Genomic DNA, 16,645 nt, shown 5'->3' on the forward strand with positions numbered 1-16,645 from the left:
GCCCTACCTTGGGGGCGTCGGGGAGAACGTGCGGATGTAGGCGATGAGGGCGTCCTCCTCCGAGGGCGAAAGGGCGAGCGGGCGCATGGCGGTGCCGGCACGGCCGCGCCGGATGGTCTGGCGGATGAAGTCGTCCGACGCGGCGGCCTGGAAGACGGCGCCGGCCAGGCGCGGTGCCTCGTCCGTCCAGCCGCCTGCACCGTGGCACGACGAGCACTCGCGCGTGTAGACGGCCTCGCCGACCGCCACGTCGCCGGCGGCCCGGTAGTCGTCGTCGAGCGGCACGGGCTCGGCTCTCTGCCACATCCGGACGTGCCGCACGATGGCGTCGATCCGGTCGTCGTCGAGCGGGGTTGCGCCGTTGCCGTAGGCCTGCATCTTTACGCCTTTGGCGCCGATCCCCTCCCGACCCGGGCGACCATGGACGATCGCGGCGCGCAGGAAGTCGTCGCTGGCGAGGGCCAACAGGTCGTCGCTGGCCAGATTCGGCGCGATGCTGCCCTCGACGGTGCGCCCGTCCACGCCGTGGCAGACTGCGCAGAACTTGACGTAATCCGCGGCGGCCGCTGCTTGGACCTTCGGATCGTCGGGCGGGCCGTCGACGTACGCCCGGCGCCGGAGCAGGACGGCGATACCGACGATGAGGAGGACGGTGGTCAGGACGAGGGCGATGAGGCGCGTGGGGCGCATGTGGGCTCCGGGGAAGGGGCGGGGTGATCGGACTTCAGGCGACGCGAGGCCACGCCCGGCTCAACGAAGTCGCGTCGGGCGAGGCGACGCGGCTGCATACCGTGTGCGGCGAACACACTCTATCCGGCGAGCATGGGTCGATCAAGGCCGGCGAGGTCGTCGTGCGGGCGACGTGAACCGGACCGCGCCGCCGGCCGCTCCAACGCACGCAGTCGCGCTACACTCCCTGGCGTGAACGCCACGACCCCATCGGCCCTCGTCGCCGACCTTCCAGTCCTCACGCTGCGCAGCGCCCCGGCCCTCGCCACCGCCCTTGCCGACCGCTTCGCCCACGGCGCCGCCGCCCACGACCGCGCCGGCACGTTCGCCGCCGACCACGTCGCGGCGCTCTGCGCGATCGGCTGGCCGCGGTTGGCCGTGCCGGCGGCGCTCGGCGGCCTCGGCGCCGGCCTCGGCGCGTCCGTCGATGCGCATCGGCGGCTGGCGGCGGGGGACGCGTCGACCGCGCTGGCGGTGGCCATGCACACCCAGACGATCGGCGCCGCGGCGGCCGGAGGGCAATGGGCCGGCGATGCGTTTGCGCGGTTGTGCGCGGATGTCGTCGGCCGCGGCGTGTGGGTGAACGCGTGCGCCTCGGAGCCCGAGCTCGGCAGCCCAAGCCGCGGCGGGCTCCCCAAGACGACGGCGCGGCGCGTGGCGGACGGTTGGCGGATCGACGGGCGAAAGACGTTCGCCAGCCTGTCGCCGGCGCTCGACGCCTTCGTGATCCCGGCGGCGGTCGAAGGCGCCGAGGCGTTCGAGGGCATCGGCCGGTTTCTCGTGCCCCGCGGCGACGGCGTGCGCATCGAGTCCACGTGGGACCCGCTCGGCATGCGCGGCACGGGCAGCGACGACATCGTCCTCGAAGGCGTCGTCGTGCCCGAGGACGCGCTGCTCTATCGCCAGAGCGCGCTGGCGCCCGATCCGAACGCCTCGAACGCGAACGCCTGGTTCACGCTCCTGCTCTCGTCCGTCTACCTCGGCATCGCCGACGCCGCGTTGAACTTCGCCGCCCGCTACGCCGGCGCGCGCGTCCCGACCGCCCTCGGACGGCCGCTGGCGACCGTCGAGGGCGTCCAGCGGCGGCTGGGCGAGGCCGAGCTGGACCGCCGAACGGCCTCGACCGTCCTCACGACGGTCGCGCGCGCGTGGGACGACGCCGCGTGGGCGGGCGATGCGGCTGGGCCCGGCGCCGCGCCGGCCGATGGCCGCGCCGTCGGGGCGGGCGATCGAGCGGCCGCGGCCGACGCCCGCCGCGCCCTCGGCGACGACATCGTCGCGGCCAAGGTCGTCGTCACGAACCACGCCCGCAGTGTCGTCGATGCGGCCGTGCGCGTCGTCGGCGGCGCCGCGATGGGGCGTGCGCTGCCGATCGAGCGGCACTGGCGCGACGTACAGGCCGGGCTGTTCCACCCGCCGAGCGACGACGCGGTGCACGTGCTGCTCGGGCGGCGGGCGTTGATCGAGGCGGGGGTGGATCCGGACGAAGGGCGATAGGGCAACCGACCTACCGCCCGCCCGCCGCCACCCGCAGCACCGCCCCGCCCGCCATGTCCAGCGCGTACACCTCGCCCGCGTCGTCCTGCCCGAACGCGCTGATCGCGGCGTCGCTGTCCGTCAGCATCGCATCGTGCCACCGGCCACGGTCGTCGCGCCAGGCGCCCCAGAGGCGGCCGCTGCAGTAGTCGGCATAGAAGTAGACGCCGTCCAGCGCCGGGTAGCGCCGGCCGCGGTAGACGTGGCCGCCGGAGATCGAGCAGTTGCCGTCCTCGTGGCGGTACTCGGCCACGGGCCGTGTCGTGCGGCCGTCGGGGTCGCAGGCGGCCAGGCTGTCACCGGCGCCGTCGTCGGCGTCGTGGCAGTGGGCGCCCTCGACGTCCGGCCAGCCGTAGTCCTCGCCGCCGCGGCTCGCGGCCGGCTGCCAGTTCACCTCTTCGTACGTGCTGTCGCCGACGTCGGCGATGAACAGATCGCCCGTGGCGCGGTCGAAGCTGAGGCGCCACGGGTTGCGCAGGCCGACCGCCCAGACCTCGGGCAGGTGGTCGCCGGCGATGAACGGGTTGTCGGCCGGCACCCGGTAGCCCCCCGGCGGGCCGTCGACGTCGAGCCGCAGCACCTTGCCCAGCAGCGACGACGGGTCATGGGCGTTCTTCCCGGCGCCGCTCCCGCCGCCATCGCCCATCCCGACGTAGAGATAGCCGTCCGGCCCGAACGCGTTCTGGCCGCCATTGTGATTCGCGGCCGGCTGGTCGACCACGAGGATCTCGCGCTCGCTGGCCGGGTCGGCCCGCCGCCGGTCGGCATCTGCGGCCAGCTCGCTGACCACCGTCGCGCCGTCGCGGCGCGTGTAGTTCACGAACAGGCGGCCGTTGGCGGCATAGTCCGGATGGAACGCCACCGACAGCAGCCCTTGTTCGGACGCGCGGCTGTTCACCCGGTCCGACAGGTCGACGAACGGCGCGTCCGCCACGGTGCCGCTCGCGAGGTCGACGATCTCGATCGTCCCGGCCTTCTCGACGACGTACAACCGTTGCGCATCGACGCCGTCGCCCGTGGCGTGCACCGGCTCGTCAAGGCCCGTGGCGATCGCTTCGAGCGATACGTGGGTCTCGTCGGGATCGAACGGCGTCCCCCGGGCGCGGGTGGCCGTCCCCACCGCGCTGGAGGTCGCCGCGTCCGTCGGCTGGAGCAACGCCGTCACGGCCGACGTCGCCGCCACATCCGCCGCCCGCAACTCGTCTGCCCCACGCACCTCGTCGGTCGGGCGCGCGTCATCCGTGCCCCCGCCGTCGCGACGTTCGCCGGGTGCGCCGACCGCTCCGGGCGCACCCGGCGTCGGATCGGCGGGCATGGCGATCTGACGGACGGCCGCGCAACCGGCGACCGTGCCGCCGACCACGGCGACGGCCAGCACCGATACGGCGATGGCGGCGGCGCGATGGGCTCGGGCGAGCGGTGCGACTAACGTGGCCGCTGCTCCGGCTCGCGCGTCGCGCTGATCCATCCGGCGACGTTGCCGTCGCGCAGCGCCGCGAACACGCCGGGCAGGGCGGTGTGCCCGTCGCCGGCCGCGAACGTGAGCACCATGTCCGGCCCGTACGTGCCGAGCATGCTCACCCCGACGCCGATGTGCGTGAAGTGCCCGTGCAGGATGTTCGCGCGGTGCGGGGCCGAGTTCATCCACCACTTCAGCGCGGCGTCGGCCGTGCGCCGCGCGCACAGGATGTTCTCGCCCGCCCAGTTGTTGTACGGGTACCCGTTGCGGCGCAGCCGGTCACGTGCCAGCGATCCGTCCGAGCCGCGGTGGCGGCAGAAGTTGCGGTAGGCCATGTCGACGGCGTGCTGGCGAGCGGCCGCCACGAGGCGGTCGTCGAGCTGCAGCGGGCCGAGGCCGCGCTCGGCGCGCACGCCGTTCACGCGCTGGAGAATCTCGAGCTCGAGCCGCGTGCGGTCGTCGTAGTCCGGGTTGGCCAGGACGGCGCCGAGGTCGGGTGCGGTCCATTCGGCCGGCGGCGCCGGCTGCGCGAACTCGGGCGCGGGGTCGGGGGCGGCGGCGGGGGGATGGGCGTCCGCGGCGGCTGGAACGGCAAGCGCATCGACGGCCGGGGCTGCGATGGCAGCGGGGTCGACGGCCGCCGGGGCGGGCGATTCGACGGGTGCTTCGTCGGCGCGGGCGATGGGGGGGGCGGCGACGGCGAATGAGAACAGCGCGACGGCGGCGGACCACTTCATCAGCGGCACGCACGTGGCGCGTGCCCGGATGCGGCTTCGCATGCACTTCAGCTCCTCTGCCAGCATCGCTGCCCATCCACGCGACCAGGGTGCGGCGCGTCCAAGCGGACCGCGCACCCGTTCCTGACGAACTCCGTCGCGGAGCCGTCTGGCCGACCGCCGATTGCCTACCGAGCGGTCGGCCGCCGCGTTTCCGGGGCGACAACGCGGCCCATTGTATGGCGTTGGGGCCGGGCGTCAATGGGTCGCCCGCGTCGCCGACCCACCCGAGCGCCGTGCTGCGCCGCGCAACCCGCCGCGCCCCCGCTCGCGTTCGCCCTTGCGACCCGGCTGGCCCGTCGCCTACAATCGACCCGCCCGCCGCCCCAGGCCCGACATGCGCCTGCGGGTGCGTCGCGGCTCCCCGCAACCCCACCGCCGCGCCCCGGACAGCCCGGATGCGCCGCGCCCGGCACACCCGCCACGCCACGATGTCCGGAGGCTTTTCGTGATCGATCCGCATTCCCTTGCGCGGGCGCCGATCGCCCGCCGCCCGTCGCGCTCGACGCTCGCGCCGGTCGCCAAGGTGCTCTCGGTCGCTGTCGTCGTCGCAATCGCAGTCGCCGCCGCCCGCCCGTTCGGCGCCGCCATGGCGCAAGCCGGCGTCCTCGACCGCGTGTCGTGGCAGGCACTCCCGGGCGACCGCGCCCTCGGCGGCCACGGCGCGGTGATCGACGGCCGCGCGATGACGCTCATCGGCGGCGAGCAGGGTGACTTCCAGCCACCGGACGCGATGCGGTCGCTCTCGTTCGCGCTGCCGCAGGCATGGACGACGCTGGCCGAGAGCGGCGACCGGCCCGTGCCGGGACTGTCCGGCCGTGGTCTCGTCGGCGCGCGTGCCGTGCGCATCTCCGACGACGGAGCTGCGGCGACGTCCACGCTTCTGATCTGCCACTGCACGGGTGCCACCACGTACAACGCCGCTTGGCCGGCAGCCGGCGGTGCGGTCACGTGGCGGAGCCTCGCCGACGTCCAGTCCCTCCCGCTGGCGAACGGCCTCATGGCCTTCGACGGGCCGCGCCGGCGCGTCATCGCGGCCGGCGGCGAGTTCAGCGGCTCGGGCGACATCATGACCGCCACATGGGCGCTGGACGTGAACGATCTGAACACGGCCCAGTGGCAGCCGCTGCCGGCCGTGCCGTTCCAGCTCATCTTCCAGGCCGCGGACCGCGACCCGCGTTCCGGCCACTTCGTCGCGTTCGGCGGCCAGGGATCCGACGCCACCCCCACCGCCCACCTCTGGCGCGCGGACCTGGCCGCGCTCGATGCGCCCGGTGCGTGGTCGGACGTCGCGGCGCAGGCCGGCGCCGGTCCGAGCGCCCGCAGCGGCGCGACGCTGACGTTCGCCGGAAGCACCGGCTGGGCGATCCTGTACGGCGGCTACTCGCCCGCGCTCGGCGAGATGGCCGACGCCTGGGCACTCGACTACCGCGACCCATCAGCCCCCCGGTGGCAGTCGATCACGCCGGCCGGCACGCCGCCGAACGCGCGCAGCGGCCAGAGCGCGGTGTGGGATGCGGCGGGTGAACGCGTCCTCGTGTACGGCGGCCTGCGGCTCGAGGGCAACGGCGTGCGGTATCTGTCCGACGGCTTCGCGATCGACTTGACGCCCGACACGGCGCCGACCGTCACCACGCCCGCCCCGACCGCCACGACCCCCGTGCCGACGACGCCGTCCTCCACCCCCGTCCCGTCGCCGACGACGCCGTCCACCGCGGGCGGGCGGATCTTCCTGCCCCTCTCGCTCCGCAGCGCCGATGTCCGCGCCGCACCGTAGGCCCATGGGGCGCCGGCTGGAGCGATGAGCGCTGCCGGCGGGGTCGATGTCCTCTTCGGGCACGCGCTGTTCATGGCGCTCGACCCCAAGCAGGCCGCGCTCCAGCGGCCGTACCCGCCCCTCGGCACGTTGTACGCCGCCGCAGCCGTCCGGGACGCGGGGTGGAGCGTGGCGTTGTTCGACGCGATGATCGCCCATGGCCCGGAAGCGTTCGAGGCCGCCCTGGACGCCCACCGCCCGCGGCTCGTCGTCCTGTTCGAGGACAGCTTCAACTTCTACTCCAAGATGTGCCTGGCCGTCATGCGCGATGCCGCGCTGCAGATGGTCGCCATGGCGGCGCGCCGCGGCCTGCCGACGCTCGTCGCCGGGTCCGACGCCAGCGACGCGCCGCAGCGGTTCCTCGACGCCGGCGCGGCCGCGGTGGCCTACGGCGAAGCCGACTGGACGATCGTCGAAGCTGTGCGGGCGCTGCTCGGCCACACCGACGCGGCGGCGCTCGACGACGATCGTCGTTCCATGCCGCACGGCGTCGTTCGCCCGGACCTGTCCGCCGTGCCCGGCCTAGTCCTCGCCGACGCCGGCGGCGGCCTCGCCCGCACCCCACCCCGCCCGACCGAACGCGTCCCCGACCGCTTTCCGCCGCCGGCCCGCGATCTCGTCGACCTCGACGCCTACCGCGCCATCTGGCGAGCGGCGCACGGCCAGTGGTCCGTCAACGCCGCCAGCACGCGCGGCTGCCCGTTCCACTGCAACTGGTGCGCCAAACCGATCTGGGGCCAGCGCTACGCGATGCGCACGCCGGACGCCGTCGCCGACGAGCTGGCGGCGCTCAAGCGCGAACACGCGCCGGACCACGTCTGGTTCGCCGACGACATCTTCGGGCTGCGTCCCGAGTGGACGGCGGCCTTCGGCGAGGCCGTCGCCGCGCGCGGCGCCGACGTGCCGTTCACGATCCAGAGCCGCGTCGATCTGATCAGCGACGCCGCCGCGGACGGCCTGGCGCGCGCCGGCTGTGTCGAGGTCTGGCTCGGCGTCGAGAGCGGCTCGCAGCTCGTGCTGGACGCCATGGACAAGGGCATCCGCGCCGCCGACGTTCCGGCCGCTGCCGCTCGCCTGCGCGCCCGCGGCATCCGCGTCGCCTTCTTCCTGCAGCTCGGCTACCCCGGCGAGGAATGGGCCGACGTCGAGGCCACCGCCGCCCTCGTGCGCGCGGTCGTGCCTGACTCGATCGGCGTCTCGGTCAGCTACCCGCTGCCCGGCACGCCCTTCCACCTCCGCGTCGCCGACGAGCTCGCCGCCGGCAGCCATTGGCATGACAGCACGGACCTGGCGATGCTCTTTCAAGGCACGTTCACGACCGCTTTCTATCGCACGCTGCACGCCCAGCTGCACCGCGAGCTTGACGCCCGACATGCCCTCGCCCGCGCCGAGGCGGCCGGCGATTCGGACGCGCCTTCCCTCCGTGCCGCCGCCCGGGCCGAGCTGGACGCGACGATGGCCGCGTGGGACGTCCTCGCCGCCGACGCCGCGGCCGCCCGCAACGCGGCGCCGACGCGCCTGGCGGTGCGGCCGCCGTCGGCGCCGCCGGATCTGTCGGCTTCGGCGGGGTGATCGGGGACTTGCGGCGCCGCCGCACCGTCGTCGGCCGACGGATCGACGGCTGAAGTCGTCGCCTGATCTGACCACGACCCTGCCTTCCGCTACCATTCCCGCACACGCCGCCAGGCGGCCACGCATTGATCATCGCGCGCACCAGGGCCGGCTGGCGCAATCTTGGAGGCCCGCCGGTTGGACGTCCTCCTGTCGCACAGCTACTTCCTGGGCGAGGACGCGCACGAGCAGCACGTGATGAAGCCGTACGCGCCGCTCGGCCTGCTCTACGTCAGCGCTTATCTCAAGCGCGCCGGTTTCGCCGTCGCCGTGCAGGACACGACGTTCGCCACGCGCGCGGCGGCCCATGCCCGTCTGGCGGCCCGCGAGGCGCCCGTGCTCGGGCTGTACACCAACCTCACGACCCGCGCCAGCGTGCTCGACCTGACGCGCCAGGCCAAGGCGCACGGCTTCACCGTCGTGCTGGGCGGGCCGGAGAGTGCGAACTGGCCGGAGGCCTACCTGTCCAACGGCGCCGACGCGATCGTCATCGGCGAGGGCGAGGTGACGATGGCCGAGCTGCTGCCCGCCCTCGCCCGCTGCGGCCCGCACCGCCTGCACGACATCGCCGGCATCGCCTTCCGCGACGAGTCCGGCGCGTTCGTGCACACCCCGCCGCGCCCGTTGCTCACCGCCCTCGACGGCGTGCCGTGGCCGGACCGCGAGGCGATCGACATCGACGCCTACCTCACGTGCTGGCGGACGCACCACGGTGCCGGCTCGCTGAACCTGATCTGCGCCCGCGGGTGCCCCTACAAGTGCCGCTGGTGCAGCCACAGCGTCTTCGGCCACCACCACGCCCGCCGCTCGCCCGCGGACGTGGCCGACGAGGTGGCCTACCTGATCGAGCGCTGGAACCCGGACATGCTCTGGTACGCCGACGACGTCTTCACAATTCACCCGCGCTGGCTGTCCGAGTACGGCGCCGAGCTCGGCCGGCGCGGCTTGAAGCGCCCGTTCGAGTGCATCACCCGCGCCGACCGATTGACGCCCGCCGCCGTCGACGTCCTGCGGGAGATGGGTGCCTTTCGAATCTGGATCGGCAGCGAGAGCGGTTCGCAGCGCGTGCTGGACGCGATGGAGCGCGGCGTTTCCGTGGCCGAGGTGGCGCAGGCAACCGCCTGGCTCAAGGCCGCCGGCATCGCGGTCGGGATGTTCCTGATGTGGGGCTACGACGGCGAGACGACCGCGGACATCGAGGCCACAGTCGACTTCGTGCGTCGGACGGACCCGGACATCTTCCTGACGACCGTCGCCTACCCGATCAAGGGCACGCCGTACTTCGACGCCGTCGCCGACCGCGTGACGCCGCCCGCCGACTGGGCGGCCGCCAGCGACCGCGACCACCACGTGGCCGGCCGCCCCGGCCCGCGCTACTACCGCCACGCCACCCGCCGCCTGCGCCAATCCGTCGCCCTCGCGCGGCTGCGCCGCGACCGCCCGCACGCCCTGCTGCCGATCGCCCGCGCATGGCTCGGGGCCGAGTGGAGCCGCTGGGGCATGCGCTGGAACGACCGGCCGGTCGACGTGGCCCGCCGGCCATGACCGCGGTGGCGGCGGAGGACGGGTGGCCGGCGGCCGTCCCACTGGCGGACCCACTGGCGGACCCACTGGCGGACCCACTGGCGGCGGCCTTGGCGTCCGCGGCCGCGTCGCCGTCCGGATCGCCCCTCGCGGCCGCTTTCGACGCGCTCGCGTCCCGCTACGACGCGCTGTTCTCCGACCACCCGTCCGGCCGGATCGTCCGGCAAGCCGTATGGCGCGTCGCCGACGAGGTGTTCGCCGGCGCCGACCGCGTCCTCGACCTCGGCTGCGGCACCGGCGTCGACGCCGTCCATCTGGCCGCCCGCGGAATCGACGTCGTGGCGCTTGACGTCGCGCCGCAGATGGTCGCGGTGGCGCGCGACGTCGCTGCGGCCGCTGCGGCCGTGTCCGCCAGCGGTGTCGGCAGCGTCGCCGTCCACGTCGCCGACGTCGGTGATCCGTCGACGTGGCCGGTGGGCGTCTCGCGGCCCGATCCGCCGGAGAACCGTCGCCCGCCTGATCGCGCGCCCGATCGCGCGCCCTACGCCGGCGCCCTGGCCGACTTCGGCGTGCTGAACTGCATCGGCGACCTCGCGCCGCTCGGCGCGGCGTTGGCCGCGCTCGTTCGACCGGGCGGGTGCTTCGTCGCCGTCGTGATGCCCCCCGGCTGCGCCTGGGAGACCGTCCTCGGCCTGGCGCGCGGCGACGTCCGGCGGGCAACGCGGCGCTGGCGCGGCCGTGCCTCGGCCGATCTCGGCACCGGTCGCTGGCCGGTCTGGTATCGCCCGCCGCGCGCTGTGGTCCGCGGGCTCGGACCGGCGTGGCAGATCATCCGCGTCGTGCCGATCGGCGTGGTCGTCCCGCCCAGCTGGGCCGTGGCGCGGGGCGGGGCATTCGATCGACCGTGGCTCTGGCGTGCCTGGACGACCGCCGAAACCGCAGCCCGCCGGCTGCCGGCGGCGGCGCGTTGGGCCGATCACGTCGCCGTCGTGCTGCGGCGCGCGCCGTGACGCCGGCGGACGAGCGCGGATCGGCGGCCGGAACGGGTGTGGCCGGCTGGGCGATGCGCTGTCCGGCATGCGGGCACCCGCTCGGCGTGCTGCCGGAAGCCACGGCCTCCAGCCGGTCGGAAGCGGATCACACAGATGCCGACGGAGATGCCGACGCAGATGCAGATGCAGACGCCAGTGCCGTCGCCGCGATCCGCTGCACCGCATGCGGCGCGCAGTGGCCGTGTCGGGATGGCATCTGGCGCTTCCTCCAAGCGGAGGATGCGGCCCGCCTCGGGGCCTTCTTGGCCGAGTACACCGCCGTACGGCGCGCCGAGGGCCGTGCCGCGATGACGGCCGCGGAGCGGTTCGCGCTGCCCGAGGCGCTGTCGTCGACGCCGCTGGCGTGGCAGTGGCGGATCCGCGCCGCAAGCCACCGCACGTTCTGCCGCACGGTGCTGTCCGGCGGCATGCCCGGGCGGGTTGTCGACGTCGGCGCCGGCACGGGCTGGCTGGCGTGGCGGCTCGCCGTCGGCGGCGCCGACGTGTTGGCCGTCGACGTCAGCGACGATGCGGGTGACGGGCTCGGCGCGGGCGGGCTGTACGCGGCCGATCTCGCCGCGCGCGGCCTGGCTCGACGATTCGTTCGCGCCGTCGCCCATGCCGACCGCCTGCCCGTCGCGGACGGCGCCGCCGATCTCGTCATCTTCAACGCCAGCCTGCACTACGCCGTCGATCCGGCGGCGACGCTGGCCGAGACGGCCCGTGCCGTGCGACCCGGTGGGCGCGTCGTCGTCGTCGACAGTCCGATCTACGCGCGCCATTCGAGCGGGGCGCAGATGGTGGCCGAGCGCGCCGCGGCGTTTACGGCGCGCTACGGCTACCCGTCCACCGCCCAGGGCAGCCGCGAGTTCCTCGTCGCCGGTGAGCTCGAGCGGATCGGCGCGGCCATCGGGCTGACCTTCCGGCACGCGCGACCGTTCGTCGACGTCCGGTGGGCGCTGCGGCCGCTCACGGCGCGGCTGCGTGGCCGCCGGGCGCCGGCGCGGTTCGCGGTGTCGATCGGCACGAAGCGCGGCGAGCGCGTCGGCGATCGACACGGCCACGGCAGAGAGAGCGGTCCGACCCGAATGCTATAATCGCCGGATGGCCGACCCCCAAGCGCCGACCGCCGCCTCGCCGGCGGCCGCCCTATCGGACACCGAGCTCGAGATCCTCCGGCTCGTCGCCACCGGCGCGACGAACCGCGAGATCGCGCACGTCCGCACGATCTCCGAAGCGACGGTCAAGAAGCACCTGACGAACATCAACGCCAAGCTCGGCACGGCGAACCGGACCGAGGCGATGCGGCGGGCGCTCGACACCGGGCTGATCGCGCTTGGCGACCCGAGCGACGGCGGGCCGGATGCCGGCGGCGGCAACGACGATGCGCGCCGCAGCGACGGCGGGGCGGCGGCGCGTCTGGCCGAAGAGCTTTCGCGCACCCGTCGGCGGGCGCGGCGGACCGTCATGTTCACGCTCGGCGGCGCAGCGCTGACCGTGCTGGCCATCCTCGGCGCCGCCACGTGGCGCCTCACGCACGGCGCCGCGACGCCGACCCCGCCGCCGACCGCAGCGGCGCCGGCGCCACAGGCATGGGTCCTCGGCCGACAGCTGCCCGAGGCGCGCACCGGGTTGGCGGCCGTCGCCGCCGGCGCCGACCTGTTCGTCATCGCAGGGGCGACGGACGGCGGCCGCCTGGTGAGCACGACGCTGCAGTACGCCGGCGGCGCGGGGCTCGACTGGCGGGTGCGCGCCTCGAAGCCGACGGCGGTGCGCGACGTGGCGGGCGTGGCCGTTCAGGGCAAGATCATCGTGCCGGGCGGCTGCGCGGCCGATGGGCGGGCGACGGGGGTTGTCGAGATCTATGATCCGCGCACCGACACGTGGCGGGCCGCCGCGCCGCTGCCGGCCGGTCGCGCCGTCTGCGGCTACGGTCTGGCGATGCTCGACGGTCAGGTCTACCTCTTCGGCGGCCGTGCCGACGAGGATGCTTCGAGCGCGACGGATGCGATCCTGCGCTACGACTGGAGCACGGATACCTGGACCGTCGAGCCCGACCGGCTCTTGCGGCCGAGAGCGGACCTGGCGGCGGCGGCCTTCGAAGGGCGGATCCACGTGGTCGGCGGCCGGAGCCCCGGCGGCAAGCCCGAGAACAACCACTGGGTGTTCCGGCCGTTCGAGCCGACCGCCGACCGGTGGGACGAGACGGCCGCACCGCTGCCGGACGCCCGCGCGGGCCACGCTCTGGCCGTCGCGAACGTCTCGGGCGAGCGGTTGTACGTCGTCGGCGGCGGCTGGAACGCCCACCTCGACGTCGGGACGCTGGCCTACGACCTCGAGCGCGGCGCGTGGTCCGAGTTCGCGGTCGTCCGCGGCTACACGCCGGATCGTGGCGCCGGGCTGGCGGTGCTCGCGCGGCAGCAGCTCGTGCTCGTCGGGGGCCAGCGGCTGAGCGGCGAACCGTTGCGCCAGACCTATCTCCGGCCGCTCAAGTATCAGATCGTCCTGCCGACCGGCGGCCAGCGATGACGCGCCGCGCCGCAGTGTTACCCGAGCAGTGCCACCCGAGCAGTGCCACCCGAGCAGTGCCACCCGAACAGTGCCACGTCGCACGGCTCGGGCCGTGGCGAACGTCAACCGATACGATTGGAGGCTTCGATGTCGAGCGAACCCGGTTCGCCCCGGCCCACCGTCCACATCCGCCGTGCCACGCTGGCCGGCCTGGCGGCGCTCGTGCTGGCGTGCGGCGCGGCGTACGGCGTCGGCGCCGCCAGTGTCGCCGGCGCCGTCCAGGTCGCCACGCTGATCGAGGACCAAGGCTTCGAGGGCGCGTTCCCGCCACCGGACTGGTATGTCCAGGACAACATGACGCCGCCCGGACAGTACGTGTGGGCGCGGACGACATGTACCGCGCCGTCCGGCGGCGGCAGCGCCAGCGCCTGGTCGGTCGGCGGCGGCGCATCGGGCGGCGGCCTGGCGTGCGGCGGCACGTACGCCGGCCCGTCGGAGAGCGACCTGATGTTCGGGCCGATCGACACCCGACCCTTCGAGGACGGGCTGCAGGTGGCAACGTACTTCAAGCTCGACCTGCACCGCGAGTCGGACTTCCAGGTCTGCGTCACCAACCCCGGCTCGCCCGGCGGAGTCGACTGCTTCTCGGTCGGTGTGCTGCAGATCGACTGGAACTACTTCGAGCCGAAGCTCCAGTTCCCGCTCGTCGGCGGGCAAGAGGAGGCGTTCGTCGTCTTCCGTTTCCGCGACCGCGATTTCGAGGCGCCGCACCAGGGGGCCTTCGTCGACCGCGTCGTCATCCACGGCCTATCGGATGCGCCGCCGCCCACGACGACCGGCGCGGCCACGACCGCCGCGCCGACCGCCACGCCCTCGCCCTCCGCCAGCACGACCCACACCGCGTCGCCGAGCGCGACGCGCACCGGCACGCCCGTGCCCACAGCCGCCACGGGCAGCCCGACGGCATCGCCGACCGGGGCGCCCTCCGGCACGCCGACCGCGACGCGCACCCCGACCGGCACGGGCTCCCCGCCGAGCGCGACGCCCACCCGCACCGGCACGCCGCCCAGCACGCCACCGACGTCCGTGGTCACGCCGGACCGCCGGACGGCCACCGCCACGCCGTCGGCCACCGGGACGTTCGTGCTCCCGCCGCCGCCGACCGTCGTCGGCACCGTCACGGACGCACCGACGTCGACGTTGGAACCGACATCGACGGCCGGTCCGACCCTGGCGACGCCGACGACACCGACGGCGACGCCGACGGTGCTCGTCACGCCGGAGCATCGGATCTACCTGCCGTACGGGGTCCTGCGCCGCTCCCCCTGAGGCGCTCCCCTGAGATTCGGCTTGCTTCGCTGCTGCGACAGAGCGTTGGCGCCGTCCGAAGGGCGTGTGCTAGACTGTCGCCCGCTGGTCATGGCCGCCTTGCGCGGATGATGGGGAGGAGACTTGTCATGAGGATGCGCGAGGGAGCGGCGGTGCTCGGTGCGGTCGTCGCGGGGATGTGGGCGCTTCAAGGGGGCGCACCGGCGGTGCGCGCCGATCGGTCCGATTCGTTCAAGGTCGTGCCGGCTGCGGCAACGGTCGTCGAGGCGGCCTCGGTTGGGCTCGTGCCGGTCGAGGTCGGCGACAGCCGGACGGTCCGTCAGCGACCCCTTGCCGTCCGACCGCGGTCCCTGCAACAGGGCGCCGTGCCGGTGGCGGAAGAGGACTTCGAGGGCGACTTCCCGCCCGAGGGCTGGACGACCTATGACTTGCGGGTGGCGCAAGGTCAGCAAGAGAACTACACCTGGGGCAACCAGGACGTGCTCCTCGCCGCGCCCGCACCGGGGCGGCCGGGGGGCGGCCTGAAGGCGCCGTGGTCGATCGGCGGCGGCCGGCTGGGTGCCAACCTGTCGCCGGGCTCGAACTACGATCAGCCGGTGGCCACCGATCTCGTCTACGGGCCGTTCGACGCGACGGACTTCGACGGCGGCGTGCAGGTGAACCTGCTGCTCTACCTCGACGGCCCGGTCGGCTTCCTGCCCAACGGCACGAACGAGGTCGTTCTGTCGTTCAGGGTCTGCGCCAGCACCACGGTGCCGACGGAGCTGCGGTGCTATTCCCTGAACTACAGGTCGGGGGACGGCACGGATCTCCGCAAGCGCTGGCTCTCGCTGTCGGAGCCGCTCAAGTTCCCGTTCGCCGCCAACCTGCCGGCCGCGCGGATCTACTTCCGTGTGGAGGACGCAACCCCCACGGGTACGCACACCGGCACGCTGATCGACAACGTGACGATCGAAGGGCTCTCGTCCTCCGTGCCGACCGCGACGCTCGAGCCGGGCGTGACGCCTTCGGCCACGCGGCCGCCGAGCGACACGCCGGTACCGGAGGCCACGCCGCCGCCCGCGACACCGGACGGATCGTCGCGCACGTACCTGCCGATCGCCGTGAACAACGTCGACAAGGACATCATGGCCCCGTCCCAACCGACGGCTTTGCCCGGCAGCGTGGTGGTGGGCTTCGGGACGAATGTTCTGAACGACGGCACGCTCGTCGGCCAAGGCACGCGCTTCGGACGCATCTTCCAGTTGTGTTCGGCCCAGCGTTGGACCGGTCTGCCCGTCGACACCTTGCTGTCCGTGCAGTGGTACGAAGACGTCGCGGGAAGGTGGCAGAAGATCATCCTGACCGACGGCAACGAGCGCCTCAACCCGACGACGAAGACCACGGCCGCGTCCGGCTTCCTGTCCGAGTGCGTGAATGCCGCCGATGGGTCGGCGCTCGAGCCGGGGCGTCTCAGGGTCGCCGTGTTCCTGCGGGGCGAGGCGGTGGCGTGGTCGGACGAGGTGGCCGAGGTGACGGGCAACAGCGGTCCCGGGCCCACACCGAGCGCCGTGCCGACACTGCCGGCGAACTGCCAGAATCCGGTCGTCAACGGCGACTTCGAACTTGGGGGCGAAGGCTGGTCGGGCAGCGCCCGCAACGGCCATGAGCTGCTGCGCACGCCGGGCTTCCAGAGCCGATTCGCGATCGACCTGGGCGGCTACGACAACGCTGAGGACATCTTGGTGAACTCCGGCAAGATCGAGACGCTGCCGCTCGAGGACATCGCGTCCGTGCAGATCAAGCTGGCGCTCGGTATGCTCGGCAACGAGACGCGGGGCAACGGCGACAACGCCGACAAGTTCTTCCTCGGCGTCGTCGGCGACGCGCCGACGGACCAGGGGGCGCAGTGGTTGAGTGAGGACTCGCCCGTCGGTGGCCAGCTGCTGCCCCTTGGCCAGTGGGTGCCGCTCTCGGTCGATCTCAAGGATCTCTGGGCCAAGCGCGATGGGTTCAACTCGGCGCAGATCTTCTTCGGCGCGACGACGAACGGGTCAAACCCGATGGCGTTCGGCCTCGACAACGTCGCCGTCGAGTACTGCCGCAAGACCGGCGAGGTCGTGCGCCAGGACGTGCGCTGGACGCCGGCCCGGATGTCCGCCGCCCACCTCGCCGCCGCGCTCCGCAACGCCCGGCCGTTCGGGACGGACGACGTGCGGCGCACCGGCCCGACCTTCCGTGCGATCGAGCAGTTCGGCGTTCGCGAGAACCGCGGCACAACGGCAGGCCGTTGACCGCCCGGCGGACCGCGCGCCCGGGCGAATGACGGTGCAGTCGTTCAGCG

At 73.9% G+C, this 16,645-nt stretch carries 12 protein-coding genes; 9 read left to right on the forward strand and 3 right to left on the reverse strand.

Annotated elements, in window-relative coordinates:
- Window positions 1–3: 3 nt before the first annotated feature.
- A complete protein-coding gene (locus IPG72_05055) occupies window positions 4–690 on the reverse strand; it encodes a c-type cytochrome (GenBank protein MBK6768390.1) in 687 nt (228 codons plus the stop codon).
- A gap of 231 nt (window positions 691–921) precedes the next feature.
- Here IPG72_05055 and IPG72_05060 point away from each other — a divergent pair, with 231 nt between their 5' ends.
- Window positions 922–2,226 (forward strand): acyl-CoA/acyl-ACP dehydrogenase, encoded by a 1,305-nt coding sequence (locus IPG72_05060; protein ID MBK6768391.1) that lies wholly within the window; start codon window positions 922–924, stop codon window positions 2,224–2,226.
- A gap of 10 nt (window positions 2,227–2,236) precedes the next feature.
- Here the strand turns inward: IPG72_05060 and IPG72_05065 are convergent, their stop codons facing one another.
- On the reverse strand, window positions 2,237–3,733 hold the full coding sequence (locus IPG72_05065) for a PQQ-dependent sugar dehydrogenase (GenBank protein ID MBK6768392.1): 1,497 nt from the start codon (window positions 3,731–3,733) through the stop codon (window positions 2,237–2,239).
- A complete protein-coding gene (locus tag IPG72_05070) occupies window positions 3,691–4,503 on the reverse strand; it encodes a CAP domain-containing protein (protein MBK6768393.1) in 813 nt (270 codons plus the stop codon). Before IPG72_05070 ends, IPG72_05065 begins: the two co-directional genes overlap by 43 nt.
- A 445-nt stretch (window positions 4,504–4,948) precedes the next feature.
- Between IPG72_05070 and IPG72_05075 the strand changes: the two genes are divergently transcribed.
- The 8 genes from IPG72_05075 to IPG72_05110 all read left to right on the forward strand — a co-directional run bounded on the left by IPG72_05075 (window position 4,949) and on the right by IPG72_05110 (window position 16,595).
- Window positions 4,949–6,277 (forward strand): hypothetical protein, encoded by a 1,329-nt coding sequence (locus IPG72_05075; GenBank protein MBK6768394.1) that lies wholly within the window; start codon window positions 4,949–4,951, stop codon window positions 6,275–6,277.
- Window positions 6,278–6,301: 24 nt separating this feature from the next.
- Entirely contained in the window at window positions 6,302–7,888 is a 1,587-nt protein-coding gene (locus IPG72_05080; GenBank protein ID MBK6768395.1) for a B12-binding domain-containing radical SAM protein, read from the forward strand.
- Window positions 7,889–8,065: 177 nt separating this feature from the next.
- Window positions 8,066–9,472 (forward strand): B12-binding domain-containing radical SAM protein, encoded by a 1,407-nt coding sequence (locus IPG72_05085; GenBank protein ID MBK6768396.1) that lies wholly within the window; start codon window positions 8,066–8,068, stop codon window positions 9,470–9,472.
- The gene (locus IPG72_05090) at window positions 9,469–10,461 is read left to right on the forward strand and encodes a methyltransferase domain-containing protein (protein ID MBK6768397.1); all 993 of its coding nucleotides are present in this window, start codon (window positions 9,469–9,471) and stop codon (window positions 10,459–10,461) included. The genes IPG72_05085 and IPG72_05090 overlap by 4 nt, the downstream gene beginning before the upstream one ends.
- Entirely contained in the window at window positions 10,458–11,579 is a 1,122-nt protein-coding gene (locus IPG72_05095; GenBank protein ID MBK6768398.1) for a class I SAM-dependent methyltransferase, read from the forward strand. Before IPG72_05090 ends, IPG72_05095 begins: the two co-directional genes overlap by 4 nt.
- A 7-nt stretch (window positions 11,580–11,586) precedes the next feature.
- Entirely contained in the window at window positions 11,587–13,011 is a 1,425-nt protein-coding gene (locus IPG72_05100; GenBank protein MBK6768399.1) for a hypothetical protein, read from the forward strand.
- 129 nt (window positions 13,012–13,140) lie between these two features.
- Entirely contained in the window at window positions 13,141–14,322 is a 1,182-nt protein-coding gene (locus IPG72_05105) for a hypothetical protein (GenBank protein ID MBK6768400.1), read from the forward strand.
- Between the two features lie 128 nt (window positions 14,323–14,450).
- Window positions 14,451–16,595: a hypothetical protein gene (locus IPG72_05110; protein ID MBK6768401.1), complete on the forward strand. Its 2,145-nt coding sequence runs from the start codon at window positions 14,451–14,453 to the stop codon at window positions 16,593–16,595.
- Window positions 16,596–16,645 lie beyond the last annotated feature (50 nt).

The sequence above is a fragment of the Candidatus Avedoeria danica genome (assembly GCA_016703025.1).
GTDB classification, from domain to species: domain Bacteria; phylum Chloroflexota; class Anaerolineae; order Epilineales; family Epilineaceae; genus Avedoeria; species Avedoeria danica.

Excerpts from the sequence above, each read along its gene's own strand:
- IPG72_05055 (MBK6768390.1), bottom strand. The coding sequence starts at position 690 with ATGCGCCCCACGCGCCTCATCGCCCTCGTCCTGACCACCGTCCTCCTC.
- IPG72_05100 (MBK6768399.1), top strand. The coding sequence starts at position 11,587 with ATGGCCGACCCCCAAGCGCCGACCGCCGCCTCGCCGGCGGCCGCCCTA.
- IPG72_05110 (MBK6768401.1), top strand. The coding sequence starts at position 14,451 with ATGAGGATGCGCGAGGGAGCGGCGGTGCTCGGTGCGGTCGTCGCGGGG.
- IPG72_05105 (MBK6768400.1), top strand. The coding sequence starts at position 13,141 with ATGTCGAGCGAACCCGGTTCGCCCCGGCCCACCGTCCACATCCGCCGT.
- IPG72_05065 (MBK6768392.1), bottom strand. The coding sequence starts at position 3,733 with ATGGATCAGCGCGACGCGCGAGCCGGAGCAGCGGCCACGTTAGTCGCA.
- IPG72_05090 (MBK6768397.1), top strand. The coding sequence starts at position 9,469 with ATGACCGCGGTGGCGGCGGAGGACGGGTGGCCGGCGGCCGTCCCACTG.
- IPG72_05070 (MBK6768393.1), bottom strand. The coding sequence starts at position 4,503 with ATGCGAAGCCGCATCCGGGCACGCGCCACGTGCGTGCCGCTGATGAAG.
- IPG72_05080 (MBK6768395.1), top strand. The coding sequence starts at position 6,302 with ATGAGCGCTGCCGGCGGGGTCGATGTCCTCTTCGGGCACGCGCTGTTC.